Raw genomic sequence first — 24,294 nt, 5'->3', positions numbered from 1 at the left:
CCAGACGGGGCATCGCTGACGGAACCACCATCAAGCCCTACTGTCGGAAGGGATGGATCTCGAAACCTTCGCCCCCGGTTCGGGCCGTCTCGAACCCCGCGCGGCACTCCGCTCCGACGCCCCCGCCCTCGACCTCGACGGCCTGTGGCGCTTCCGCCTCTCACCCGTGGCCGACGTGCCCGACGACTTCGCCCGGCCCGGCTTCGACGACTCCGCCTGGGACGAGCTGCCGGTGCCGGCCCACTGGCCCCTGCACGGCCACGGCGCCCCCGCCTACACCAACGTCTCCTACCCCTTCCCCGTGGACCCGCCGCACGTCCCGGACGAGAACCCGACCGGCGACTACCGGCGCGCCTTCGACCTGCCGGACGGCTGGCGCGGCGGCAGGCTGCGCTTCGAAGGCGTCGACTCCTTCGCCCGGGTCTGGCTGAACGGCCACGAGCTGGGCTTCTCCACCGGCAGCAGGCTGCCCGTCGAGTTCGACGCCGGGCGGTGGCTGCGTCCGGGACGCAACGTGCTGGCCGTGCGCGTGCACCAGTGGTCGGCCGCCAGCTACCTGGAGGACCAGGACATGTGGTGGCTGCCCGGCATCTTCCGCGGCGTCACCCTCACGACGTCGGCCGCCGACGTGTTCGTGCACGCCGCCCACGACGGCCGGCTGTCCTTCGAGGCCGCCGAGGGCCTGCTGAGCATCCCCGAGCTCGGCGTGCGCGACCTGGAACCCGGCGTCGAGATCACCGTCGAGGCCGAGCCGTGGACCGCCGAGACGCCCCGCCTGTACGAGGCCGTCCTCACCACCCCGCACGAGACCGTACGGCTGCGCGTCGGCTTCCGCACCGTCTCCGTCGAGGACGGCGTGCTCCTGGCCAACGGCCGCCCGCTGCTGCTCAAGGGCGTCAACCGGCACGAGTTCCATCCCGACCACGGCCGCGCGGTCCCGTACGAGACCATGCGCGAGGACGTGCTGCTCATGAAGCGGCACAACGTCAACGCCGTCAGGACCAGCCACTACCCGCCGCACCCCGATTTCCTGGACCTGTGCGACGAGCTGGGCCTGTGGGTCGTCGACGAATGCGACCTGGAGACGCACGGCTTCGGCCAGGTCGGCTGGCGGCGCAACCCCACCGACGACCCGCGCTGGGCCGACGCCCTGCTCGACCGCATGCGCCGCATGGTCGAACGGGACAAGAACCACCCCAGCGTCATCATGTGGTCGCTCGGCAACGAGGCGGGCGTCGGCTGCAACCTCGCCGTCATGGCCGCCTGGACGCGCGAGCGCGACCCGTCCAGGCCGCTGCACTACGAGGGTGACCGGTCGTGCGCCCACACCGACGTCTACTCGCGCATGTACGCCACCCACGCCGAGGTCGAGGCCATCGGCCGCGGCGAGGAGGACCCGCTCGACGACCCCGCCCTGGACGCGCGGCGGCGCGCGATGCCGTTCCTGCAGTGCGAGTACGCCCACGCCATGGGCAACGGGCCCGGCGGCCTGGCCGAGTACCAGGAGCTGTTCGAACGGTTCCCGAGGCTGGCCGGCGGGTTCGTGTGGGAGTGGATCGACCACGGCCTGACCCATCCCCGCCACGAGTACGCCTACGGCGGCGACTACGGCGAATCCGTCCATGACGGGAACTTCGTCATCGACGGCCTGGTGTTCCCCGACCGCACGCCCTCACCCGGCCTGCTGGACCTGAAGAAGGTGTTCGAGCCGGTGCGGTTCGCGTTCGGCGACGGCGTCGTGCGGGTGGTCAACCGGCACGACTTCCGCGACCTGGCCCACCTCGACTTCGAGGCCGTCGTCGAGGACGACGGGCTCGAAGTCGCGCGGTTCCCGCTGGCGGTGCCGCCGTCCGGCGGCGAGGTGAAGCTGCCCGCCCTGCCCCCGCCGCCGGACGGCGCCGGGGAACGTTGGCTCACCGCCCGCGCCACCGTGACCGGCGACCAGCCATGGGCCCTCGCGGGCCACGAGATCGCCTGGTCCCAGACCCGCCTGCCGAGCCCCGCCGTGCCCGCGGCCGCCGGTGCGGGAGTCCGGCCGCGGACGTCCGGCGGGCGGCTGCGGCTGGGCGGCGGCGAGTTCGACCCGCGCACCGGCCGCCTGCTGCGCCTGTTCGGCCTCGACGTCGAAGGCCCGCGCCTGGACCTCTACCGCGCCCCCACCGACAACGACCGCTACGGCGGCCTGGGCCGCAGGTGGCGTGAGCTCGGCCTGCACCGCCTCACCCACCGCGTGGACGGCGTGCGGACCGGTGACGGACTCACCGTCGAGACCAGGGTCGCCCCCGCCGCCACCGACCTCGGCATGCGCGTCGCCTGGACGTGGACCGCGCCCTCCGGCGACGCCCTGGAACTGACCGTGGACGTCGAGCCCGAGGGCGAGTGGCGCGACCCCATCCCGCGCCTGGGCGTGCATCTGGCGCTGCCCGGCGAACTCACCCACGTCACCTGGTACGGCCGGGGGCCGGGGGAGGCCTACCCCGACACCGGCATGGCCGCCCGCGTCGGCCGCTGGAGCGCCACGATCGACGACCTCCAGACGCCCTACGTCTACCCGCAGGAGAACGGCCGCCGCGCCGACGTGCGTTGGGCCGAGCTCGGCGGGCCGGCCGGGACGCCCGGGTTCCGGGTCGCGGGCGAGCCGGCGTTCGGGCTGACCGCGCGCCGGTGGAGCACCGCCGAGCTGGAGGCCGCCCGCCACCGTCCGGACCTGGTGCCCGGCGACCGGGTGCACCTCCACCTGGATCTCGCCCAGCAGGGCATCGGCACCGCCACCTGCGGCCCCGGCGCCCTGCCCCGCTACGACCTGCACGCCGCCCCGGCCACCCTGCGCCTGCGCTTCACCCGGGCCTGACCCGCAGGGCGCCGGCCGGGGTCCCGCGACCCCGGCCGGCCCCGCCCTCCAGGACGGGCGCCCTACAGCGGGATCCACTCCGTGGACGTCGTGATCTCCTCCAGCACCGACGGGATCGGCTCGACGCCGAGCCCCGGCCCCGTGGGCACCTCCAGATGGCCGTCCACCAGCTCGAACGGCTCGGTCACGTCGGTCGCGAAGTAGCGGCGCGACCCCGAGGTGTCGCCCGGCAGCGTGAACCCGGGCAGCGCCGCCAGCGCCACGTTGGCGGCCCGGCCGAGGCCGGTCTCCAGCATGCCGCCGCACCACACCGCGATGCCGTTGGCCCGGCACAGGTCGTGGATGCGCCGCGCCTCCAGGTAGCCGCCGATGCGGCCCGGCTTGATGTTGATGATCGAGCACGAGCCGAGCGCGATGGCGGCCGCCGCGTGCTCGGCCGACTCGATGGACTCGTCCAGGCAGATCGGGGTGCGCAGCTGGCGGGCCAGCGTGGCGTGCTGGACGAGGTCGTCGTTGGCCAGCGGCTGCTCGATCAGCAGCAGGTCGAACGCGTCGAGCCGGGCCAGCCGGCGGGCGTCGGCCAGCGAGTACGCCGCGTTCGCGTCCACCTGGAGCAGCAGGTCGTCGCCGAAGCGCTCGCGCACCGCGCGCACCGGCTCGACGTCCCAGCCGGGCTCGATCTTCAGCTTGATGCGGACGTACCCCTCCTCGACGTAGCCCGCCACGGCGTCGAGGAGCTGCGGGATCGAGTCCATGATGCCCACCGACACCCCGCACGGCACCCGGTCGCGGGCCGCGCCCAGGAAATGGCCGAACGACTCGCCGGCGGCCCGCAGCTGCGCGTCCAGCACGGCGGTCTCCAGCGCGGCCTTGGCCATGCGGTGGCCCTTGATCGGTTCGAGGGCGCGGCCGACGCCGTACGCGTCCACGGCCGGCGGCAGGGCGGGCAGCAGGAACCGGCGGATCACCTCGGCGGCGCCGTCGACGTACTCGCTGGAGTAGAGCGGCTCGGACATGGCCACGCACTCGCCCCACCCCTCGGCGTCGGGGGTCACCACCCTGACCAGCAGGACGTCCCGGGCGGTCTCGGTGCCGAACGACGTGCGGAACGGCGCCACCAACGGCATCGCGATCCGGCGCAGCTCTACTCCTGTGATCTTCACACTCTCTCCAACTCGGTCGGCGCGCAGGTGCTCCCTGGCGACCGTACGACATGCGGCGACATCAGGGTTCGTGCCGGGCCACCAAAGGCCGGCGGTTCTTCGTCGCCGAGCCCCACAGCCCCCCGGGAGCCTCAGACGACGATGCCGGGGGTGCGGGCGATGCGGATCCGGCACGGCGTGTCCTCGCTGAGCCGCACCGCCTCCAGCGGCACCGTCACCTCCGGCGTGCGGTACCGGCCGCCGGAGAACGCCGCCGCCAGGCGGGCCCGTACGGACTCGGCCGGCATCTGCCCGTCGATGGAGCTGGTGCCGTCGCGCCCGATCTCGGCCACGCACGCGCCCGGCTGCGTGGCCAGCGCCAGACCGGCGACCGTCGCCCCGGCGAGGGCGGAGACGTCGCGCCTGGTCCAGCCGTAGTGCCACATGCCGGCCGCCACCACGGGCGCGGCCGGGCAGGCGGGCTCGGTGATCACCACGTCGAGCCCCTGGAGCAGCGCGGCGGCGATCTGTTCGGCGCCCCTGAGCGCCCCGGACCCGATCCGCAGGCCGGGCAGCTCGGGCAGCGGGCCGCCGAGCGTGTAGATCAGCTTGATGCCGGTGGCGCAGGGGCCCGGACCGCTGTCGTGCCAGCCACAGGCCACGACGCCGACCGACGGGGCGGCGCCCAGCGTGCCGATCCGCAGCATATGGAAATGACTACCCTCTGCGGCCCCCGATCACACACCGTCAACCCTTCGGTGGACGGATCGGGGCTGGTCAGCGCATGCTCCGGGCGTCGAGGGCGCGCAGCACCCGGGAGACCACCTGGGGGTCGGCCCGCGGGTCGCGGCGGGCGTCCAGCACCGCCTGCCGGGCGGCCGACATCATCTCCTCCTGCACCCGCCGCACCAGCCGGGCCCGCCGCGCCCGCTGCTCGAACGCCTCGCGCCGCTCGTCGTCGGCGGCCTCGGGGCTGATCCGCAGCCCGAGGTCCATCATGCGCCGGCCCAGCAGCTCGACCACCTCCTCGGGCAGGTCCTCGGCCTCGTCGATCTCCCGCAGCCGCCGCTTGGCCGCGTGGGCGGCCCGGATCGCCAGGCGCTTCTCCAGGTCGCGCTCGGCCGCCGTGTCGGCCTTGACGCCGAGCCGCGCCACCAGCCACGGCAGCGTCAGCCCCTGCACCACCAGCGTCACCAGGATGACCGCGAACGCGATGAACACGATCACCGGCCGCTGCGGGAACGGCCGCCCGTCGTGGATGCGCAGCGGGATGGCCAGCGCCAGCGCCACGGACGCCACGCCGCGCATGCCCGCCCACCACATGACGACGGTCTCGCGCCAGCTCATCGGCACCTCGGTGTCCTCGCGCCGCCCCTTCTTGGCCAGCCACGCGGCCGGCAGCAGCCACAGCAGCCGCACCACCACGACGACGGCCACCACGGCGGCGCTCCACCACAGCACCTCGGCGAACCGGCCGTGGACCGTGCCGAACACCGTGTGCAGCTCCAGCCCGATCAGCCCGAACGCGATCCCGGTCACCAGCGTGTCCACCACCTGCCAGAACGTGGACGAGGCGAACCTGCCGAACACGTCGTCGGCGTCCCACATGCGGTCGCTGAGGTAGAAGGCGGTGGTCAGCACGGCCAGCACGCCGGACCCGCGCAGCTCGTCGGCCACCGCGTAGCTCACGAACGGCACCACCAGCGACAGGCCCACCTGCAGCGTCGCGTCGCCCAGCAGCGCCATCAGCTTCCCGGCCGCCCAGCCCAGCGCGAACCCCGCCGCCACCGCCACCCCGGCCGACAACGCGAACTCGCCCAGCGCCCCCGGCCAGGAGAACACGCCGGTGACGACCGCCGCGACCGCCACGTGGTAGAGCACGATCGCGGTCACGTCGTTGAACAGGCCCTCGCCCTCCAGCAGCGACACCATGCGCCGCGGCAGGCCCAGCCGCCCGGCCACCGCCGTGGCCGCCACCGGGTCGGGCGGCGCGACCAGCGCGCCCAGCGCCACCGCCGCCGCCAGCGGCAGGCCGGGGACGAGCGCGTGCGCCGTGGCCGCCACGGCCGCCGTCGTCACGAACACCAGCGCCACCGCGAGCAGGAAGATCGGCTGCCAGTTCGCCGCGAACTGCCGCCAGGACGTACGCCGCACCGCCGCGTACAACAGCGGCGGCAGCAGCAGCGGCAGCACGATGCCCGGCGGGATGTCCACGTTCGGCACGAACGGCAGCACCGCCAGCAGGATGCCCAGCAGCGTCATCAGCACCGGCGCGGGCAGCCCCAGCCGCTCACCCAGCGGAACCGTGACCAGCGCGCCCAGCAGCACCAGCATGAGCAGCACGAACTGATCCACGACGCCCCCCGGTGATCGTCGTCACCCAGCGTAAGCGCAGGCCGCCTCAGCGGTCGAGGACGTGCAGGGTGTGCGGCCGCGTGCCCAGCGGCACCGGCTCGGCGGCCGTGCAGGCCACCACGTCGGCCACCCGGGCGCCGAACAGGTCGGGCACGTAGATGGCCGGTTCCAGGCAGACCGTCATCCCGGGGGCGAACACCGCGTCCTCGCCGGCCCGCGGCCCCTCGTCGTGGCCCAGGCCCACGCCGCGGCCCACGTGCGGGGCGGCGAAGCGGCCGTACCCGCTGGCGTCGATGACCTCGTGCACCGTCCTGGCCAGCTCCGCGAACGGGACCGACGGCCGCAGCGCCGCCAGCGCCGCGCGGTGGGCGGCCAGCACCACCGAGTACATCGCCTCGTAGTCCTCCGGCGGCTCGGCGACGGCGAACACCCGGCCCGCCTCGGCGCAGTAGCCGTCCCAGCGGCCGCACACCGACACCAGCAGCGCGTCGCCCGGGTTGATCACCCGCCCGCCGGGCACGTGCTCGGGCCGCGCGGTGTGCTCGCCCGCCGACACGCGCAGCGAGATCACCTCCTCGCAGCCCGACTCCAGGGCCAGCAGCCGCAGCCGGCGCGCCATCGCCCGCTCGGTCGCGCCGAACCAGGCCAGCTCGGCCGCCTGCGCCAGCACCGCCTCCGCCGCCGCAACCGCCCGCCCGAGCGCCGCCAGCTCGGCGGGGTCCTTGCGCAGCCGCAGCGGCGCCAGCACCGCGGAGGCGGGCACCAGCTCGGCGGCGATCGCCAGCCGGAACAGCTCGCTCGCCCGCATCTCCGGGTCCACCCCCACCCGGCGCGCGGAGGCGGGCACCAGGCCCGCCGGGTCGCGGGTCTCGACGATCGCCTCGGCCGTCACCACGAGGAACACGCCCGGCCCGGCGCCGCCGTCCGGCGAGCCGTCCTCCGGCAGGACGCCCTCAGGGGAGGTGGCCCCGGGGGAGGCGCTCAGGAACCGGAAGTCGGGCGAGGGCCGCAACACCAGCACGTCGATGCCCTCCTGGGCCATCGCCCGCCGCACGGCCGCCACCCGCGCGGCGTGGCTCCGGCTCACGCCGGCTCGTGCAGCCAGCAGGCGACCGGCCCGAAGTCCGGCTCCTTCTCGCGGCACACCTCCATCACCAGCGGGCAGCGCGGGTTGAACCGGCAGCCGCCCGGCGGGTTCGCCGGATCGGGCACGTCCCCGGCCAGCTCGGCGGGCAGCACGCCCATGCCGTCCGGCTTGGGGATGGCCCCCAGCAACGCCCTGGTGTACGGATGTTTCGGGTCGTCCCACACCTCGGCCGTCGCGCCCACCTCGACGATCTTGCCGAGGTACATGACGGCGATCCGGTCGGCGATCAGCCGCACCACCGACAGGTCGTGGCTGATGAACAGCAGCCCGGCCCCGGAGTCCACCGCGAGGTCGCGCATCAGCCGGGCCACCTGGGCCTGGGCGGAGGCGTCCAGCGCGGAGATCGGCTCGTCGCCGATGAGCAGCCGGGGCCGTGCCGCCAGCGCCCTGGCGATCGCGATGCGCTGCCGCTGGCCGCCGGAGAACTCGTGGGGGTGCCGTCCGGCGAACTCGCGCGGCAGGCCCACCCGCTCCAGCAAGTCGGCCGGGTCGGTACGGGTGTCGTCCGCGGTGCGCAGGCCGTCGGCGATCTGGTCGCCCACCCGGCGCCGCGGGTTCAGCGACGCGTACGGGTCCTGGAACACCATCTGGATGCCCGTGAGCTTCCTGCGCCGCAGGCCGAGCGGCGTGACCTGCTGCCCCTCGAACGCGATCGACCCGTGGGTGACCGGGTTCAGCCCGCAGACCGCCCGCGCCAGGGTGGACTTGCCGCACCCCGACTCGCCGACCAGGCCCACGACCTCGCCGGCCCGTACGGTCAGGCTGGCCCCCGCCACCGCCCGCACCACCGGACGCCCGGGGGAGCGGTGCTCGACGACCAGGTCCTCGATGTCCAGCATCAGCCCTCCACGTCCGGAGCAGAATCAGGCACAGAATCAGGGAGCGAGTCCAGCAGCGCGCGGGTGTAGGGGTGCTCGGGGTCGCGCAGCACCCGCCCGCGCGGCCCGGTCTCCACGACCAGGCCCTCCTTCATCACGCTCACCTCGTCCGCGACCGCCGACATGACGCCCAGGTCGTGTGTGACCAGCAGGACCGCCAGGCCCAGCTCGTCGCAGAGCCCGCGCAGCAGCCGCAGCACGCCCGCCTGCACGGTCACGTCCAGCGCCGTGGTCGGCTCGTCGGCGATCAGCACCTTGGGGGAGCAGGCCAGCGCGACGGCGATCGCGATGCGCTGCCGCATGCCGCCGGAGAACTGGTGCGGGAAACGCCCGTACGCCTCCTCGGCGCCCGGGATGCGCACCTTGCCCAGCAGCTCGACCGCCCGCGCCTTCGCCTCGGCCTTGCCCAGGCCCAGGTGGTGGCGCATGTGCTCGGTGAGCTGCCGGCCGATCGTGAGCATCGGGTGCAGGCTGGTCGCCGGGTCCTGGAAGACCATGGCGACCTCGCCGCCGCGCACCTGGTTGAGCTCCTTGGGCGGCAGCGTGAGCAGGTCCCGCTCGCCGAGCCCGATCCGGCCCGAGACACGCGCGCCGTGCGGCAGCAGCCCCAGCACGGCCAGGCCGGTCATCGTCTTGCCCGACCCGCTCTCGCCGGCCAGGCCGTGCACGCGCCCGGCGGCCAGCTTCAGGTCGACGCCGCGCAGGATCTCCTTGCCGTGGATCGACACCTTCAGGCCGGTGATGTCCAGCGTCACAACGCACGCTCCTTGATCGCGCGGGCCGTCCGCGGGTCGAGCGCGTCCCGCAGCGTGTCGCCGAGGAAGTTGAACGCCAGCACCACGGTCAGGATCGCCAGGCCGGGGAACGTCGCCACCCACCAGCTGTCGAAGACCTCCACGCCGGAGGCCACCATCGCGCCCCACTCGGGGGACGGCGGCTTGGCGCCCAGGCCCAGGAACGACAGGCCGGACAGCAGCAGCAGCGCCGTGCCGATGTCGAGCGTGGCCAGCACCAGGATCGGGCCGGTCACGTTCGGCAGCACGTCCACCCGCAGCGAGCGCCACACCGAGAAGCCCAGCAGCCGCCCGCTCAGCACGAACTCCCGCTCGCGCACGCCCAGCACCAGCCCGCGGGTGACGCGGGCGTAGGCGGGCCAGGCCACCACCAGCACGGCCAGCACCGCGTTGCCCAGGCTCGCGCCCAGCGCCGCGGCCACCACCATGGCCAGGATCACCGTCGGGAACGCGAACACCAGGTCCGCGATCCGCATGATCGTCTCGCCGACCCACTTGCCGAAGTACCCGGCGCACGCCCCCAGCAGGCCGCCGACCAGCACCGACAGCACGACCAGCAGCAACGTCAGCGGGATCGACACCCGCGCGCCGTACATGACGCGGCTCAGGATGTCGCGTCCGAGCTGGTCGGTGCCGAACCAGTGGCCGGGCCCCGGGGGCGCCAGCCGCGGCAGGTCCTGGGCCAGCGGGTCGTGCGGCGCCAGCCACGGCGCGGCCAGCGCGATCACCAGCCAGGCCACGGCCAGGACGGCGCCCGCGACGGCCAGCGGCTGCCGCCACGCCTCGGGCAGCCTGCCCAGCAGCCCCTTGCCTCTCATTGCAGCCTCACTCGGGGATCGATGACGCCGTACAGCACGTCCACGATCAGGTTGATGACCAGGTAGACCACGCCCACGACCAGGCCGACGCCCATCACGGCGGGCAGGTCGAGGCTGGTGGCGCTCTTGTAGGCGTACTGGCCGACGCCGGGCCAGGCGAAGATCGCCTCGACCAGGACGGTGCCGGACAGCAGGCTGCCGAAGGCCAGACCGGCCACGGTGATGATCGGGACCAGCGCCGAACGCAGCACGTACCTGAACAGGATCACCCGGCCCGGCAGCCCCTTGGCGCGGGCCGCCCGGACGTAGTCCTGGCCCAGCACCTCCAGCACCGCGGAACGGGTGAAACGGGTCAGCAGGCCGATCGTGTACAGCGCCAGCACCAGCGCGGGCGTGATCAGATGGCCGACGGCGGAGGTGAAGATGTCCCACCGGCCCGCCAGCAGCGCGTCGACCGTCTGCAGCCCGGTCACCGCCGGCGCCGAGCCGAGCGCCGCGTCCACGCGGCCGCTGCCCGGCGTGATCTGCAACCGGAAGAAGAACACGTAGAACGCCACCAGCGCCAGCCAGAACGTCGGCACCGAGATGCCGACCAGGCTGACCAGCCGCAGCACGTGGTCGGACAGCCGGTCCCTGCGCAGCGCGGCGACCACGCCGAAGGCCACGCCCAGCACCAGCGAGATCAGGATCGCCGCGCCCGCCAGCTCCAGCGTCGCCGGGACGAACTCGGCCAGGTCCTGGCTGACCGGGCGGTGGCTCTGCTGGCTCATGCCCAGGTCACCCTGGACCAGGCCCTGCAGATAGATCGCGTACTGCTGCCACAGCGGCTTGTCCAGGCCGTGCTCGGACCGCCACTGCGCCACGATGGCCGGGTCGCCCAGCGCCCGCTGGCCCAGGTTGGCGGCCACGGGGTCGCCGGGCACCAGGTTCGTCAGCAGGAACGTGACGAGCGTGATGCCCCAGGCCAGCAGCACGGCGATGAGGATGCGCCGGATGAGGAAGCGCGCCAGCGGGTGCACCCCCCGCCGCCGCGTGCCCGCGGCGGCCGCCTCGACCGGGGAGCCGGCGCCGGGGCGCGGCGGTGAGCCCGCCGCGCCCAGGTTGTCGGACACCTGCCGGTCTCCTTACTTCGCGCCGAGGTCGGCGACGTCCACGGTCCAGACCGGGTGGTACTCCAGACCCGTCACGGACCCGGCCGACACGATGTTCTGGCTCGGCTGGATCAGCGGCACGAACGGACCGGAGGTGTTGAGCTTGGTCTGCAGGTCGGCGTAGGCCGTCTTGCGCGCCTCGTCGCCGATCGCGGTCGCGGCCTTGTCAGCGGCGGCCTCGATCTCCTTGGCCGCGCCTTCCTTCCAGCCGGCCCGCAGGCCCACGGTCTTGCCGGGCGCGAAGGCCAGGTAGTCGCTCGGGTCCGGGTAGTCCGGGCCCCAGTACCACAGGCCCATCTCCTCCTTGCCGTTGCGGTAGTTGTCCAGCGCGGTCGTCACCGGCGCGGGCTGGAGGTCCACCGTGATGCCGACCTCCTTGAGGTTGGCCTGGATGCGCTCGGCCAGCGGCTGGAACGACAGGCCGTTGACGGTCAGCTCGCTCGGGAACTCCAGCTTGACGGTCGGGTTCGACACGCCGCTGGCCGCCAGGGCCGCCTTGGCGCCCTCGACGTCCCGCTTGGGCGCCTGCTCCGGCGGCAGCGCGCCGAGCAGCTGCGACGGGATCACGCCCGGCGCCTGCGCCGAGCCCTCGCCGGCCAGCTCCAGCAGGCCCGCGTAGTCCACGCCCTTGCGCACGGCCTCGACGAACTTGGCGTTCGGCGTGGTCTTGCTGACGCCCGAGTCCTGGTTGGCCAGCAGGAAGATGACGTTCGCCGAGGCGGTCTTCTTCACCTGCAGGGTGGAGGGCATGTTGGTGACCTGGTCACCGGACAGGTTCAGCGCCACCTGGCTGTCACCGCGCTGCACGTTGAGCTTCTGCGTCGCGGCCTCGACGTTGCGGATGACGACCTTGTCGTAGGCCGGCTTGGTGCCGTAGTACTTGGGGTTCGCCTTGAGCGTGACCTGGCTGCTCACGTTGAACGACTCGATCGTGTACGGGCCGGACCCCGCCGAGGAGGCGTTCAGGTACTGCTCGGCCTTGTCCTGGGCGTCGGCCGTCGCGCCGTGCTCCTTGGCGACCTTGCTGTTGAGGATGCCCAGCGCCGGGTTCGGCAGGATGTAGGGCAGCGCCGGGTTCGGCGCCTTCGACGTCAGCGTGATCGTCGAGTCGTCGGTCTTGGCCACCTCGACGCCGTCCAGCAGGAACGACGGGGTGCCCTTCATGTCACGCACGCGGTTGAGCGAGAACACCACGTCGTCGGCGGTGATCGGCGAGCCGTCGGCGAAGGTGGGGCCCTTCTTGAGCTTGAGCGTCAGCGTCTTGCCGTCCTCGCTCAGCTCGTAGGACTCGGCCAGCGCCGGGACCGGCTTGGTCACGTCGGAACCGTCGAAGGTCAGCAGCGTCTCGTAGACGGCCTTGCCGACGATGAGCCCGGTCGGCTCGTAGGTGCGGCCGGGGTCGGCCGTCTTGAGGTCGAACGACGTGTCGATGACGAGCGTCTTCCCACCGCCACCGGAGGCCGCCGGGGTCTGCGAGGTGCCGCCGCTTCCGCAGGCGGCGAGGGCGAGCGCACCGGCGAGCAGCACTGCCGCCGTCTGCGAGCGGGTCGCCATGGGGTCCTCCAAATTGGACGTTCGGGAGAAGGATGTCGAGGATTGTCCGGCAGAACGTCCAGGTCATGTGCGGTCCGCGAGACGGATATAAATGGTCGAGGTGTAATGATGAGTGATATTTCCAGAAATGGTGCCAGCGGCAGCGGTCAGCCTGGACGGATCGGCATCGGTCTCGAGCTGGACGACGTCCACATGAAGATCCTTGAGGTCCTGCGCGAGAACGGCAGGATCTCGGTCGCCGCGCTGGCCGAACGGGTGGGCATCTCCCGCGCGAACGCCTACACGCGCTTCGAGGCGCTGCGCGCCGACGGCGCGATCAAGCGCTTCACCGCGGAGATCGACCACGTGCGCGCCGGGCTCGGCATCACCGCGCTGATCTTCGTGACCGTGCGCCAGCAGATGTGGAAGCAGTTCAGGGCCGAACTGGCCCGGATGCCCGAGGTCGAGTACTGCGCGATCACCACCGGCCAGCACGACGCCATGATCCAGGTACGGGTCTCGGACGTGGCCGCCGTGCACACCATGGTGACCGACCGCCTGGCCAACATCCCGGCGGTCAAGGCCACCGAAACCGTGTTCATCCTGGACGAAGTGCTCAGGCGGCCGTACGTGCTGCCGTCCGACCGGGACGCCTCCCGTCCCGCGCGCCGCACGCCCCAGGAGACGCAAGGGGACGTGCCGCTCGGCAAGATGCGCTTCGTCGGCGCGGCCGAGGGACGCGCCGCCCTCCGCAAGGACGGCTAGCCACCGCCCTGCCGCAAGAAGGGCCGGCCGCCTCGGCGCAGGGTGGCGGGGCGGCCGGGTGGCCGGGTGGGCGGTGCGTCGTCCGCTTCCGGCCGATCGGCCCCCGGCCTTACGGCTTCCCGTCGAAGGGCCGGTCAGGAGGCCGGGACCTCGGCGCACACGCTGACGTGCAGCGTGTCGTCGCCGTCGAACCGGAACTCCTCGACCAGCCGCAGCAGCCCGTCCTCACCCTGCTCGACGCGGCTGCTGCTCTGGCCGCCCGCCTTGCCGCCCGCCTTGAGCGCGTGGGCGTAGGAGATGGAGACGTCGGCGCCGTCGCGCGTCCCGACGAAGCGGCCGTGGGTCACGGTGTCGCCCGTGTAGCTGCCCCAGACCACGCCGTCGGCCTCCCAGTACTGGAACTCCGTCGGGCTGTCGGGGTCCACCGCACTCGCCGTCGAGCTCACCATCACGAATTTACGGCCGTTGAGATTCACGCCGTCCATAGTCACCATTTTTCTGGATCATCACCGACCGGCTGGACGTTTGGTCAGAACACCCGGTCATGATCAACGATCCGTCCAGCGGCGGCGCCGCCCCGGACCCCTGCGCGAGCAGGTTCTCGACCTCCCTGGGCCGCCCCCGGCTGTGTCCTCCGCCGACCTCTCTGCGGCCGACACGCTTGCCGCGACTTTACCTGCCGGTAGCTGACACCAGCGTTGCATAGTGTGATAGTCATGTAACACTGTGTATTCGAGAAGATTTGGGAGATCTTCATGTGGGCGTACACGCTCTCGATCGTGGCGGCCGTGGGCGTGGTGGCGCTCACCGCGCTGGTGTTCCGGCTCACGAAGAAGGGCAGCGAGGATGCCGAGCCCGACGGGGTCTCGGCCGGTCACGCCGGGTCGATGTTGTCGGCCCTGTTCCTGCTGGTGTTCGCGATCGCGATCATCGTGCCGTGGACCACGGCCGACGCCGCCCGCCAGAACGCCCAGGCCGAGAGCCAGGCCGCGATCGACGCCTACTGGGCCGCGGCCGACCTGCCCGGCACCGCTCAGCAGACGGTCCGCACCGCGCTGCGCGACTACGTCACCTTCGTGGTCAGAGACGAGTGGCCGCTGATGGCCGAGGGCCGGATGGACCCGGTCGGCGCCGCCCGGCTCGACGCCATGCGCAGCCGGGTGAGCGCCGTCGCCGCCAAGACCGACGACGACAAGGACGCCCGCGACGCCGTGCTCGAACGCGTCGCCGCGATCGCCGCCGCCCGTTCCCAGCGCTCGATGGACGCCGCCGCCACCCCGCCCCAGGGGCTGCTGTTCCTGACCGTGCTCACCGGCCTGCTGGTCGTCGTCTTCCCCTACCTGGCCGGCGCGCGGCCACGCGGCCTCGCGGTCCTGCCGCTGCTCGCGATGGCCGCGATGCTCGGCTTCGGCACCTATCTGACCTGGGACATCTCCCACGCCTTCGCCGGGCCGCTGGCGGTCGGGCCCCAGGCGTTCCAGGGCGCGCTGCAGGAGTTCTCCCGCATCGCCGGGGGAATGTGACCGTGGGCGTCAGGCGCGCGCCGCTGCTGCTGGCCGCCGCTCTGCTCGCCGCGAGCGCGGCCGGCCCGGCGGCGGCCGACCTGCAATCCCCGGCCTCCGGCACCGTGCGCGTACGTCCGTCGCAGCTCCCGAGCCCGGGGATCACGATCCACGGCGGGCGGGGGCACGACGGCCGTACCGGGCCGGTGGTGTCGGTGCCGGGCGCGCAGATCCGGGAGGACGGTCCGGGGCCGCGCGTGTCGGTGCCGGGCGCGCAGATCTGGGACGACCCTGAGCCGCGGGCGCCGGCGCCGACTTCGGAGGCGATCCGGCCCGGCGGGCGGGCGCCGCGAACCGGCGTCCCCGCGCCGCGCGTGTCGATCGGTCCCGGCTCGGTGTGCGTGTACGGGCCGAGCGGCAGCGTCGAGGTGGGCGACTGCGACGTCCGCCCGTCCCCGCCGCCGTCCCCGCCTCCGCCGCCTCGCTCGTCGCCACGGCCGACACCGCGCCCCACGCCTCCGCCCACTCCGCCGCCGCCCACGCCGAGGCCGGTGCACCATCCGACGCCCCGGCCGGTGCGCGTGGCGCCTCCGGTGCGGGTGCCCGTCCAGGAAGTCACGCCGACGCCCAAGCCCACCCCGAGGGTCGCGGTGCGCAAGCGGGTCAAGCAGGTCCAGGCGCCGCTCCGGCGCAAGAACCCACTCGGCACGGTCCTGGTCATGGTGGTCCTGGTGACAGCGATCGCCTCCACGACCGCCGTCGCCTTCAGACCCCGCTGACGCCTCCCTCCCGGCGGGGTCGGGGCTCGACGGCGGTGGCCGGTGCGCGGCCTGATGGCGGGGTCCGGGCTCGACGGCGGTCGCCTCCACGACCGCGGTCGCGTTCAGGCCCCGCTGACGTCTCCCTCTCGGCGGGTCCGGGCTCGACGGCGGTGGCCGGTGCGCGCCGGGATGCGAGGATGGCGGGCGTGTCCGAGGGTGACGAGAAACTGCTGACAGGTGGCGGCCCTGACGGGGAGCGGGTCGCCGGGGGCGGCCGTCCCGGCGAAGGCTCGCTCAGCGGGGGTGGGTGTGCCGAGGAGTTGCTGGCCGGTGGCGGTGTCAACCTGGTGGTGCGGATCGGTGCCACCGTGCGGCGGCCGATCGGCCCCTGGACGCCGGCCGTGCACGCGCTGCTCGCCCACCTGGCCGCCCGCGGCTTCACGGGCGCGCCGGCCGGGCACGGGATCGACGCTCAGGGCCGGGAGGTGCTCGACTTCGTCCCCGGCGAGGTGCCCGGTGATCCGTTGCCCGCCTACGCCCGTTCCGACCAGGCCCTCGGCGACGTCGCTCGACTGCTGCGCCGCTATCACGACGCCACCGAGGGCTTCCGGTCCACCACCGGGGCCGCCTGGTACTTCCCGCCGCGCGAACCCGCCGAGGTCATCTGCCATGGGGACGTAGCGCCGTACAACTGCGTGTTCCGCGACGGGCGGCCGGTGGCCCTGATCGACTTCGACACGGCCCACCCGGGGCCGCGTGTGTGGGACGTCGCCTACGCCGCGTACCGGTTCGTCCCGCTGAGCGATCCCCGCCACGACGGGGCCGACCCGGTGCAGGAGCAGGCACGCAGGCTGCGACTGTTCGCCGACGCCTACGGCCTGGCCGAAGGTGACCGTTCGGCGCTGCCCGCCACCGCCGCCGATCGGCTGGCGCACCTCGTACGGCACATGCACGAGCGCGCGGCGGCGGGGGACCAGGCCTTCGCCACGCACATCGCCCGCGGCGACGATGTGTTGTACGGCGCCGACCGCGAGCACATCCTGCGCCACCGCGCTCTGTTCGCCACGGCGCTGACGGAGCCGCCACCCGCCTGATCCGGTGGGGTGTCGCCGCCGGACCGGCCGGGCGTCGTTTGCAGGAACGGCCCCGGCGTCGCTGCCTGAGGGGCCGTGTGTCGCCACTGGACCGGCCAGGTATCGCCGGCGGACCGGCTGGGCGTCGCTGCCGGAAGGGGTGGGTGGCGCCACAGGACCGGCCGGGCGCTGCTGCGGGTCGGCTGGGTGCCGCTGCTGGGACGGCCGGGTGGGAAGAGCGGGCGGGTGCGTGGGGTTGCACTCGACCGTGGAGACGACCGAGGTTGTGGTGATCGGGGCCGGGCAGGCGGGGCTGTCCAGCGCGTACTTCCTGCGGCGATTCGGGATCGGGACGACCGTGCTCGACGCGGCCGCGGGGCCCGGGGGCGCGTGGCGGCACCGGTCGCCGTCGCTGACCATGGACAAGGTGCACGGGATCTTCGACCTGCCCGGCGTGTCGGACGGGGTGGTGGCGGCCGGTGACCGGCCGGCGGCGGAGGTCGTCCCGGAGTACTACGGAGACTACGAGCGGCGAGTGGGCCTGGAGGTCCTGCGGCCGGTCAAGGTGACGGCCGTCCGGGAGGGTGAGGACGGGCGGCTGGTCGTGGCGGCGGACACGGGGGAGTGGGCGGCCAGGGCCGTGGTCAACGCGACCGGCACCTGGACCCGTCCGTACTGGCCGTACTACCCGGGCGCCGGCGACTTCCTGGGCGAGCAGCTTCACTACGCGGGTTATCGCGGGCCGGCGGCGTTCGCCGGTCGGCGGGTGGTCGTGGTCGGGGGCGGGGCGTCGGCGATGCACGTGTTGTCGGAGGTCGCCGGGGTCGCCGCCGGCACCGTCTGGGTCACCCGGCGTCCGCCTGTCTTCAGGGGCGACGACTTCGGCGAGGACGCCCGGCGCGAGGCCGTCGCCCTGGTGGAGGCGCGGGTGCGGGCCGGGTTGCCGCCGCAGAGCGTGGTCAGCGTCACCGGGCTCGGCTACAGCGTCGTCGTGCGGGAGGCGATGGCCAAGGGGGCGCTGGAGCGGCTGCCGATGTTCCGCCGCCTCACCCCGTACGGCGTGGAGTGGGCGGACGGGCGGCAGACCGCGGCGGACGTCGTCGTGTGGGCCACCGGCTTCCGGTCGGCGCTCGACCACCTCGCGCCGCTGCGCCTTCGGGAGCCGGGCGGCGGCATCAAGGTGGACGGGACGCGGGTCGTCCGGGAGCCGCGGCTGCAACTCGTCGGCTACGGGCCTTCGGCCAGCACGGTCGGCGCCAACCGCGCGGGCCGCACCGCCGCCCGCAACATCCGCACCCTCCTGACCCCACGCCCAGCCCTCCCGGCTGCCTGACTTCGCGCCCGGCCGTTTGCGCGGCGCGACCCATGCCTGATCCATTTCGGGGCCTGATCTGGCGCCCGGTTGTCCTGGCCGCTTGACCTTCGCGTCTGGCTCTTCCCGCGGCGCGATCCATGCCCGGCCCATCCCAAGGCCTGGCGGGTTCCGGCTGCCTGACCCTTCCCCTGGGCTCGCCCATGACCGACCCTTCTCAGAGCCTGACTTGCGTGTTCGGTGCTGTGCGCCGCCTGACTTTGCGCTGGTTTGCCCGGACTTCGCGCAGCTTGGCGCGGTGGGTCAGTTCTCGGCGACGCCGAAGGCGGTCCAGCCGAGGTCGGGGAAGCCCGCCGCCTTGGCGACGGCGGCCGAGGCGGTGTTGCTGACCGCGTGCATGTACGTCGGCACCGCGCCCTCGTCCAGCACCCGCCGCGCCGCCTGCGCCACCAGCCGTCTGGCCAGGCCGCGCCCCCGGGCCTCGGGCGCGGTCACCACCGACAGCTCCCGGCCGAACCGGTCGTGCCGCTTGATGCCCACCCCGGCCAGGTGCTCGCCGGTCTCGGGGTCCACGGCCACCAGCACCTCGCCGCCGAACACGTGCAGCCATCCGGGGACGGCCTCGTCCGTCGCCGGGACCCACTCGCCGGCGTCGGGCAGGGGCGCGGGGTCGGTGGTCCACCGAAAGACGGCGTCGAACCAGCCGCGATCCTCATATCCGATCAGCCCGGGGATCTCCCGGAGCGTCCGCGCGGCTCGTACCCGGGCGACGTGCTCGGGCGGCACCGACAACACCGCCCCCTCCGGGGTGCCGACGCCGACGGCCGGGTGCACGCGACCGTCCCAGGCGGGCAGCGTACGCAGCGGCGAGCCCGTGACGTCGAGGTTTCCCGTGGGCGGCCAGGCCCCGAGCCATTCGCGCAGATGATCGGTGAGAGCCACGGACCTACTATAGGAAGTAGGAAAAATACCGATTGCGACAGGGGGTCGGTTACTCCAGCGAAGGGACTCGACACGGCCTGTTACCTTCGGCTAGCGTCCTGACATAAGGATCTTTATCCGGTCAGGAGGCCCCACATGGCTGTTCCCGGTTACACGGAGATCCGGGAACTCGGTCACGGAGGAACCGGCCGCGTCATGCTCGCCGTCCGTGACTCCGACGGCTTACCGGTCGCGATCAAGCACCTGTCCGAGTCTCTGCGCGCCGACGGCGAGTTCGCCGCCCGCTTCCGCGCCGAGGCACGGGTCATCAGCGAGATCGACAGCCCCCATACCGCCCGCCTGCTGGACTACGTCGAGGCCGGGGGCACGTCCGCGATCGTGATGGAACTGGTCGACGGCGTCACGCTGCGCCGCCTGATCGCCGCCGAGGGCGGCACCGGCGTGGAGGCCGCGCTCACCCTGCTGAAGGGGGCCCTGCTCGGCCTCGCCGAGGCGCACCGGCGCGGGGTGGCCCACCGCGACTTCAAGCCCGAGAACGTCATCGTCACCCCGGACGGCGACAGCAAGCTGGTCGACTTCGGCGTCGCGACCCGGTTCGGCGAGACCGGCGCCCTGGCCGGCACCCCCGCCTACATGTCCCCCGAGCAGTGGGAGGACGCCCCCGCCGGCCCGGCCTGCGACGTGTACGCCGCCGCCCTGGTGTTCTACGAATGCCTCACCGGCCGCCGCCCGTTCACCGCCGCGAACCTGGCCGCCCTGGCCTTCCAGCATCAGCACATGCCGCCCCCGCTGGAGCATGTGGACGGACGCCTGCGCGGGCTCGTCGAGCACGGCCTGGCCAAGGACCCCGCCCACCGGCCGGCCTCGGCCGAGGCGTTCCTGGCCGAGCTGGAGGAGGTGGCACGCGGGACGTACGGCGCGGGATGGGAGCTGCGCGGGCGGTCCGGCCTGGCCGTGCTGGCGATGCCGTTCGCCGCGTTGCTGCCGTCGGCCGGGACCGGCGGAGGGATGGGCGAGGGCCTCGGCGGCGGGATCATCGGGAGGAGCGGTGCGGAGAACGGCGTCGCCACGGGCACCAGCGTGGTGCGCAGCTCGTTGGGACCGCCGGCCAAGCTGGCGGTGACCGGCGGGCTGGTGCTGGCGACGGCGGCGGCGGTGGCGTCGACGTTCGTGATCTGGAGCGGCTCGCCCTCGCCCGGCAGCGGCATCGCGATGCCGCCGGAGTCCACGGAGAGCTCGTTCACGACGCCGCCCGTCTCACCCGATCCGGAGCTGCCCGGGCCGAGCGAGTCAGGGACGGTCCCGCCGTCCTCGACGGCCACGGCCGGGCCCAGCGGAGATCCGACCGCGGCGACCGTGCCGACGGTGCCCGGCGTGCCGACCGCGGGGCCCGCGTCGTCCGCGCCTCCGGCGCCGCCCGTCACGAGGGCCCCCAGCAGCCGCCCGCCGAGGCCGACCAACGGGCCGTCGGAGTCGGGGCCGCCCAGGTCCGGGCCGCCTTCTGTGCCCCCGAAGTCGGAGCCGCCTTCGGGGGCGCCGTCCACGCGGCCGTCGCCGACGTCCACCCGGCAGTCCGCCACCGGCGGCCCGGTTCCCAGACCGCCCGCCACGAGCGCCCCCGCCCCGGAGCCCTCCGCCAAGCCGCCCGCCAAGGGCCACGAACCGCTCCTGTCGGTCTCGGTCGGGTTGTCGCTCGGCGGCTCGCTGCTCGGCCGCGGCGGGGGCGGGCTGCTGGACGCCGACCTCGACGTCGGCCTGGGCTCCAGCCTGCTCGGCATGCTCGTGGTGCCCGGATCTGCCCTGCTCGGAGGCCGTATCGCGGTCAGACGCGCACGAAAATCACGTAGTCAGGAAAAGTCATGAGTTGCGGGGAATGAGGCTTGATCCCCTACTATCAGCGTCGGAAAGAGGGCGTCCCGGACTCTGATTAGCTCCTGACCGGAACCTGCCCTGCGGCTCAGGCTAAGGAGGACAGTGGCGGTCGCCCCCTCCGCTGTGGGCCACGTGGCGCGGGCCGTGCTCGCCGTACTCGTCGCCATGGTCGCCACGGTCGCCGGGCCGCCGATGACGGCGGGCAACGCCTCGGCCGGGCGCGCGGCTCCCAAACCCTCGGTGAAGCAGCTCAAGAAGGAGCTGGCCGCGCTGAGCAAGGAGTCGGACCGGCTCATCGAGGAGTACTACAACAGCCGCCGCGCCCAGCAGCAGGCCGAGAAGACGGAGAAGAGCGCGCGCGAGCGGCTGGCCGCCGCCCAGGAGGTCTACGACCGGGAGTCCCTCCAGCTCAGGACGCTGGCCGTGGCCCAGTACATCGGCGGCGAACCCAACCAGATCGCCCTGTTCACCGGCAGCCAGAACCCGGACGCGCTGCTGAGCCGCCTGGCGCTGAGCCGCCACCTGATCGACGTCCAGGACGCCCGGCTGCGCGGCTACGCCAAGGTCAGAGACGAACGCCTCAAGGCCGAGCAGGAGGCCGCCGCCCGCGCCGAGGAGCTCGGCACCGCGGTGGCCGACCTGGAGGGGCGCAAGAAGAAGGCCGAGAAGCTGATCGTGAAGATCAGGGACCGGATCGACAAGCTCTACACGGCCCCGGGCGTGCGGCGTCCGGACGGCACGTGGGTGCCGCAGCTCCCGGACGGCTCCGAGAACATCACCCCCCGCATGCGCCTGGTCAAGACGCTGATCAAGGAGCGGTTCGTGGTGCCGTACGGGATCGGCTGCTACCGGACGATCCAGGACGGCGGCGAGCACCCGCTCGGCCGCGCCTGCGACTTCATGCTCAGCCACGGCGGCGCGATGCCGTCGGCGGCCGAGGTCAAGCGCGGCTACGAGATCGCCGAGTGGGCCATCAAGAACTCCCGGCGCCTCGGGATCATGTACATCATCTACCGCCAGCGCATCTGGCACGCCAGAACGGGTACCTGGCGGACGATGTCGAACCGCGGCGGCACGACGGCCAACCACTTCGACCATCCGCACATCTCGGTCTACTAGCGCGTCTCCGGGCGTACCCGTCCGCGCGGCTTCAGGCGGATGGAGGGCAGCGCCGGGGCGGGCAGCGGTTCGCCGTCGAAGCCCTCGACCGCGCCGAAGCCCTCGCCCTCCGCCCACTCCTTGCGGAAGGCGGCGATCTCCTCGTGGGAGCGCCCCACGAAGTTCCACCACATGACGATCTCCTCGCCGAACGGCTCGCCGCCGATCAGCAGCACCCGCCCGCGGCCCGACAGCGGCAACGTGCCGGCGCCCGGCGGCAGGTAGCGCAGCGCCCCCGGCACGGCCTGCTCGACCTCGCCGTCGAGCAGCAGCAGCCCGTGCTCGAAGGCGGGGTCGATCGGCACCTCGCCGGTGCCGTTGACCGTCACCTCGGCGCCCACCAGCGGAGTGTAGGTGGTGGCGGGGGAGGTCACGCCGCCGAGCGTGCCCATGATCACGGTGGCGTCGAAGCCCGGGCCGGACAACACGGGCAGGGTGGCATGGTGCTCGAAGGCGGGGGCCGTGCGCCGGTGGGCCTCCGGCAGGGCCACCCAGAGCTGCACGCCATGCAGCGTCGTGCCGGGCGACTCCTCCGAGTGGGAGATGCCGCGCCCGGCCGTCATCAGGTTGAGCCGGCCGGGACGCACCGTGCTCAGGCTGCCGACGCTGTCGCGGTGGAGCACCTCGCCCGCCACCAGCCAGGTCACCGTCTGCAGGCCGGTGTGCGGGTGGGGCGGCACGCGCATCAGCGCCGGCTCCGGGCCGTAGGCGTCGACGAAGCACCAGGCGCCGATCATCCGCCGGTGCACGCCGGGCAGCGTTCTGCTCACCCGCATCGCGCGCGGGCCGCCCAGCGGCACCTCGCGTCCGGTCAGCACCTCGCTCCGGTCGCCGCCGTCGGCGGCGCAGCGGAGTTCGCTGGGGTCACGTTCCATGTTGCTCACCCCACGACTGTAGGGGGCCGTACGGCCCCCCACACCCGGCGTCTCCCGGACGTGATGGCTGTCCGGGGTTTTCCGATCGGCCGTCCATGGACGTGGTGGCTGTCGCGGGGTCTTCGGCCGGCTGTCCATGGACGTGGTGGCTGTCCCGGGGCCTCCGACCGGCCGTCTACGGATGGGACGGTTATCCCAGGGTCTCCCACCAGCCGTCCACGGACGGGGCGGCGGTTACGTCGACGCCCTCGCCCGGGCGGGGCACCACGATCTCGACGTCGCGCGCCTTCGCCTCCCGCCACAGCCGGTCCACCGGCTCGGCCCACGGGTGCAGCGCCAGCGTGAACGTCGCCCAGTGGACCGGCAGCAGCAGCTTGCCGCCGAGGTCCAGGTGGGCGTTGACGGCCTCCTCCGGGTTCATGTGGATGTCGGGCCAGGCCGGGCTGTAGGCGCCGATCGGCATCAGCGTCAGGTCGAACGGCCCGTGCGCGGCCCCGATGCCCCGGTAGCCCTGGAAGTATCCTGAGTCGCCGGCGTAGAACACCCGCTTGTTCGCCCCGGCCACCACCCACGAGCCCCACAGGGTGTCGTTCCTGGTGAAGGCCCGCCCCGAGAAGTGCCGGGCGGCGGTGGCGACGAAGCGCAGGCCCGCCACCTCGGCCTCTTCGTCCCAGTCGAGCTCGATGATCCGGTACAGCGGCACGCCCCATCGTTCCAGGTGCGCCCCGATGCCCAGCGGGACCAGGAACGGAGCCTTCTGGGTGCGCGTGAGCGAGCGCACGGTGGCCATGTCGAGGTGGTCGTAGTGGTCGTGCGAGATCGCGATCGCGTCCACCTGCGGCAGGTCGCCGATGTCCACCGGCAGGGGGTGGTGCCGCTTGGGGCCGACGAGCTGGGACGGCGAGACCCGGTTGCTCCACACCGGGTCGAACAGCACCCGCTTGCCCTCGATCTCCACCAGGGTGGAGGCGTGGCCGTACCAGACCGCGCGCAGGCCGTCGGCCGGCGGCGGGCCGGACGGCGGCAGGCGCAGCGGGATGGGCCCGGCGGGATGCCGCTGCTCCTTGTTCCTGGCCATCTCGGCCAGCAGGCCCACCGGCGGCGTGGTCATCAAGGCGGTCGGCTCGGACATGGGGTTGACGAACGTGTCGCCCCTGAACTGCGGCGAGCGCCGCATCCTGCTCACCCGGTCCGGCCCCGACGTCAAAGGCCGCACGCCCAGCTCGGCCGGTATCCCGCGCAACGCCCACCCGGCCGCGGCGGCGAGCGCGCCGCCCGCGAGGATCCGCCGTGCGGTCCGCATTCCTGCCATTGCCCACACTCCCCTGGAGATGATGTCCATCCCGCCCAACCGGGCGGGATTCC

At 73.4% G+C, this 24,294-nt stretch carries 22 protein-coding genes; 8 read left to right on the top strand and 14 right to left on the bottom strand.

The window, feature by feature from the left end; all coding sequences use genetic code 11:
- The first annotated feature begins 52 nt into the window (after positions 1–52).
- Entirely contained in the window at positions 53–2,851 is a 2,799-nt protein-coding gene (locus ACFYYW_RS22095; protein ID WP_387650954.1) for a glycoside hydrolase family 2 TIM barrel-domain containing protein, read from the top strand.
- A 62-nt stretch (positions 2,852–2,913) separates the two neighbouring features.
- On the opposite strand, the gene menC is transcribed toward ACFYYW_RS22095, so the two are convergent.
- The 10 genes from menC to ACFYYW_RS22045 all read right to left on the bottom strand — a co-directional run bounded on the left by menC (position 2,914) and on the right by ACFYYW_RS22045 (position 12,882).
- A complete protein-coding gene (gene menC, locus ACFYYW_RS22090; protein WP_364390462.1) occupies positions 2,914–4,014 on the bottom strand; it encodes an o-succinylbenzoate synthase in 1,101 nt (366 codons plus the stop codon).
- Between the two features lie 131 nt (positions 4,015–4,145).
- Entirely contained in the window at positions 4,146–4,700 is a 555-nt protein-coding gene (locus ACFYYW_RS22085; RefSeq protein ID WP_387650952.1) for an acyclic terpene utilization AtuA family protein, read from the bottom strand.
- A 70-nt stretch (positions 4,701–4,770) separates the two neighbouring features.
- The gene (locus tag ACFYYW_RS22080) at positions 4,771–6,348 is read right to left on the bottom strand and encodes a Na+/H+ antiporter (protein ID WP_387650950.1); all 1,578 of its coding nucleotides are present in this window, start codon (positions 6,346–6,348) and stop codon (positions 4,771–4,773) included.
- Positions 6,349–6,394: 46 nt separating this feature from the next.
- A complete protein-coding gene (locus ACFYYW_RS22075) occupies positions 6,395–7,435 on the bottom strand; it encodes a M24 family metallopeptidase (protein ID WP_387650949.1) in 1,041 nt (346 codons plus the stop codon).
- Positions 7,432–8,334: an ABC transporter ATP-binding protein gene (locus ACFYYW_RS22070; RefSeq protein ID WP_387650947.1), complete on the bottom strand. Its 903-nt coding sequence runs from the start codon at positions 8,332–8,334 to the stop codon at positions 7,432–7,434. Before ACFYYW_RS22070 ends, ACFYYW_RS22075 begins: the two co-directional genes overlap by 4 nt.
- Positions 8,334–9,128, bottom strand: coding sequence for an ABC transporter ATP-binding protein (locus ACFYYW_RS22065; protein WP_387650945.1), 795 nt, complete (start codon positions 9,126–9,128; stop codon positions 8,334–8,336). Before ACFYYW_RS22065 ends, ACFYYW_RS22070 begins: the two co-directional genes overlap by 1 nt.
- Positions 9,125–9,985, bottom strand: a complete 861-nt coding sequence (locus ACFYYW_RS22060; protein WP_352328927.1) for an ABC transporter permease — start codon at positions 9,983–9,985, stop codon at positions 9,125–9,127. Before ACFYYW_RS22060 ends, ACFYYW_RS22065 begins: the two co-directional genes overlap by 4 nt.
- Positions 9,982–11,097 (bottom strand): ABC transporter permease, encoded by a 1,116-nt coding sequence (locus ACFYYW_RS22055; RefSeq protein WP_387650943.1) that lies wholly within the window; start codon positions 11,095–11,097, stop codon positions 9,982–9,984. Before ACFYYW_RS22055 ends, ACFYYW_RS22060 begins: the two co-directional genes overlap by 4 nt.
- 12 nt (positions 11,098–11,109) lie before the next feature.
- On the bottom strand, positions 11,110–12,690 hold the full coding sequence (locus tag ACFYYW_RS22050) for an ABC transporter substrate-binding protein (RefSeq protein ID WP_387650941.1): 1,581 nt from the start codon (positions 12,688–12,690) through the stop codon (positions 11,110–11,112).
- 63 nt (positions 12,691–12,753) lie between these two features.
- A complete protein-coding gene (locus ACFYYW_RS22045; protein ID WP_352325338.1) occupies positions 12,754–12,882 on the bottom strand; it encodes a hypothetical protein in 129 nt (42 codons plus the stop codon).
- Between ACFYYW_RS22045 and ACFYYW_RS22040 the strand changes: the two genes are divergently transcribed.
- Positions 12,883–13,434, top strand: a complete 552-nt coding sequence (locus tag ACFYYW_RS22040) for an Lrp/AsnC family transcriptional regulator (protein ID WP_357987270.1) — start codon at positions 12,883–12,885, stop codon at positions 13,432–13,434.
- A gap of 134 nt (positions 13,435–13,568) precedes the next feature.
- On the opposite strand, the gene ACFYYW_RS22035 is transcribed toward ACFYYW_RS22040, so the two are convergent.
- Positions 13,569–13,919 carry a hypothetical protein gene (locus tag ACFYYW_RS22035; protein ID WP_352325341.1) on the bottom strand — a complete coding sequence of 117 codons (351 nt, stop codon included), beginning with the start codon at positions 13,917–13,919 and terminating at the stop codon, positions 13,569–13,571.
- 270 nt (positions 13,920–14,189) lie between these two features.
- Here ACFYYW_RS22035 and ACFYYW_RS22030 point away from each other — a divergent pair, with 270 nt between their 5' ends.
- From ACFYYW_RS22030 to ACFYYW_RS22015, 4 genes are all read left to right on the top strand, one after another.
- Positions 14,190–14,957, top strand: a complete 768-nt coding sequence (locus ACFYYW_RS22030) for a hypothetical protein (protein ID WP_352325342.1) — start codon at positions 14,190–14,192, stop codon at positions 14,955–14,957.
- Positions 14,958–14,959: 2 nt separating this feature from the next.
- Positions 14,960–15,715, top strand: coding sequence for a hypothetical protein (locus ACFYYW_RS22025; RefSeq protein WP_387650939.1), 756 nt, complete (start codon positions 14,960–14,962; stop codon positions 15,713–15,715).
- A gap of 188 nt (positions 15,716–15,903) precedes the next feature.
- Positions 15,904–16,791 (top strand): phosphotransferase enzyme family protein, encoded by an 888-nt coding sequence (locus ACFYYW_RS22020; RefSeq protein ID WP_387650937.1) that lies wholly within the window; start codon positions 15,904–15,906, stop codon positions 16,789–16,791.
- A gap of 229 nt (positions 16,792–17,020) precedes the next feature.
- Positions 17,021–18,103 carry an NAD(P)-binding domain-containing protein gene (locus ACFYYW_RS22015; protein ID WP_387650935.1) on the top strand — a complete coding sequence of 361 codons (1,083 nt, stop codon included), beginning with the start codon at positions 17,021–17,023 and terminating at the stop codon, positions 18,101–18,103.
- 282 nt (positions 18,104–18,385) lie between these two features.
- On the opposite strand, the gene ACFYYW_RS22010 is transcribed toward ACFYYW_RS22015, so the two are convergent.
- On the bottom strand, positions 18,386–19,024 hold the full coding sequence (locus ACFYYW_RS22010) for a GNAT family N-acetyltransferase (protein ID WP_387650933.1): 639 nt from the start codon (positions 19,022–19,024) through the stop codon (positions 18,386–18,388).
- A gap of 135 nt (positions 19,025–19,159) precedes the next feature.
- On the opposite strand from ACFYYW_RS22010, the gene ACFYYW_RS22005 reads away from it, so the two are divergent.
- Both ACFYYW_RS22005 and ACFYYW_RS22000 read left to right on the top strand, forming a co-directional pair.
- Positions 19,160–20,887, top strand: coding sequence for a protein kinase (locus ACFYYW_RS22005; protein WP_387650931.1), 1,728 nt, complete (start codon positions 19,160–19,162; stop codon positions 20,885–20,887).
- A gap of 111 nt (positions 20,888–20,998) precedes the next feature.
- Positions 20,999–22,015, top strand: a complete 1,017-nt coding sequence (locus tag ACFYYW_RS22000) for a coiled-coil domain-containing protein (protein ID WP_387650930.1) — start codon at positions 20,999–21,001, stop codon at positions 22,013–22,015.
- Here ACFYYW_RS22000 and ACFYYW_RS21995 read toward each other — a convergent pair.
- Together ACFYYW_RS21995 and ACFYYW_RS21990 are read right to left on the bottom strand one after the other, a co-directional pair.
- Positions 22,012–22,938, bottom strand: a complete 927-nt coding sequence (locus tag ACFYYW_RS21995) for a pirin family protein (RefSeq protein ID WP_387650928.1) — start codon at positions 22,936–22,938, stop codon at positions 22,012–22,014. The two genes, ACFYYW_RS22000 and ACFYYW_RS21995, sit on opposite strands and share 4 nt — an antisense overlap.
- 181 nt (positions 22,939–23,119) lie before the next feature.
- The gene (locus tag ACFYYW_RS21990; protein WP_387650926.1) at positions 23,120–24,241 is read right to left on the bottom strand and encodes an MBL fold metallo-hydrolase; all 1,122 of its coding nucleotides are present in this window, start codon (positions 24,239–24,241) and stop codon (positions 23,120–23,122) included.
- Between the last annotated feature and the right edge of the window lie 53 nt (positions 24,242–24,294).

The organism is Nonomuraea sp. NPDC001831, from assembly GCF_042892035.1.
In the GTDB taxonomy this organism is placed as follows: domain Bacteria; phylum Actinomycetota; class Actinomycetes; order Streptosporangiales; family Streptosporangiaceae; genus Nonomuraea.
This window is presented reverse-complemented; position numbering and strand designations above follow the sequence as displayed.

Bases quoted from the DNA above. Each gene is read 5' to 3' on its own strand.
- ACFYYW_RS21990 (WP_387650926.1), bottom strand. From the start codon at position 24,241: ATGGCAGGAATGCGGACCGCACGGCGGATCCTCGCGGGCGGCGCGCTC.
- ACFYYW_RS22070 (WP_387650947.1), bottom strand. From the start codon at position 8,334: ATGCTGGACATCGAGGACCTGGTCGTCGAGCACCGCTCCCCCGGGCGT.
- ACFYYW_RS22085 (WP_387650952.1), bottom strand. From the start codon at position 4,700: ATGCTGCGGATCGGCACGCTGGGCGCCGCCCCGTCGGTCGGCGTCGTG.
- ACFYYW_RS22040 (WP_357987270.1), top strand. From the start codon at position 12,883: ATGAAGATCCTTGAGGTCCTGCGCGAGAACGGCAGGATCTCGGTCGCC.
- ACFYYW_RS22050 (WP_387650941.1), bottom strand. From the start codon at position 12,690: ATGGCGACCCGCTCGCAGACGGCGGCAGTGCTGCTCGCCGGTGCGCTC.
- ACFYYW_RS22005 (WP_387650931.1), top strand. From the start codon at position 19,160: ATGGCTGTTCCCGGTTACACGGAGATCCGGGAACTCGGTCACGGAGGA.
- ACFYYW_RS22095 (WP_387650954.1), top strand. From the start codon at position 53: ATGGATCTCGAAACCTTCGCCCCCGGTTCGGGCCGTCTCGAACCCCGC.
- ACFYYW_RS22060 (WP_352328927.1), bottom strand. From the start codon at position 9,985: ATGAGAGGCAAGGGGCTGCTGGGCAGGCTGCCCGAGGCGTGGCGGCAG.
- ACFYYW_RS22035 (WP_352325341.1), bottom strand. From the start codon at position 13,919: ATGGACGGCGTGAATCTCAACGGCCGTAAATTCGTGATGGTGAGCTCG.
- ACFYYW_RS22030 (WP_352325342.1), top strand. From the start codon at position 14,190: ATGTGGGCGTACACGCTCTCGATCGTGGCGGCCGTGGGCGTGGTGGCG.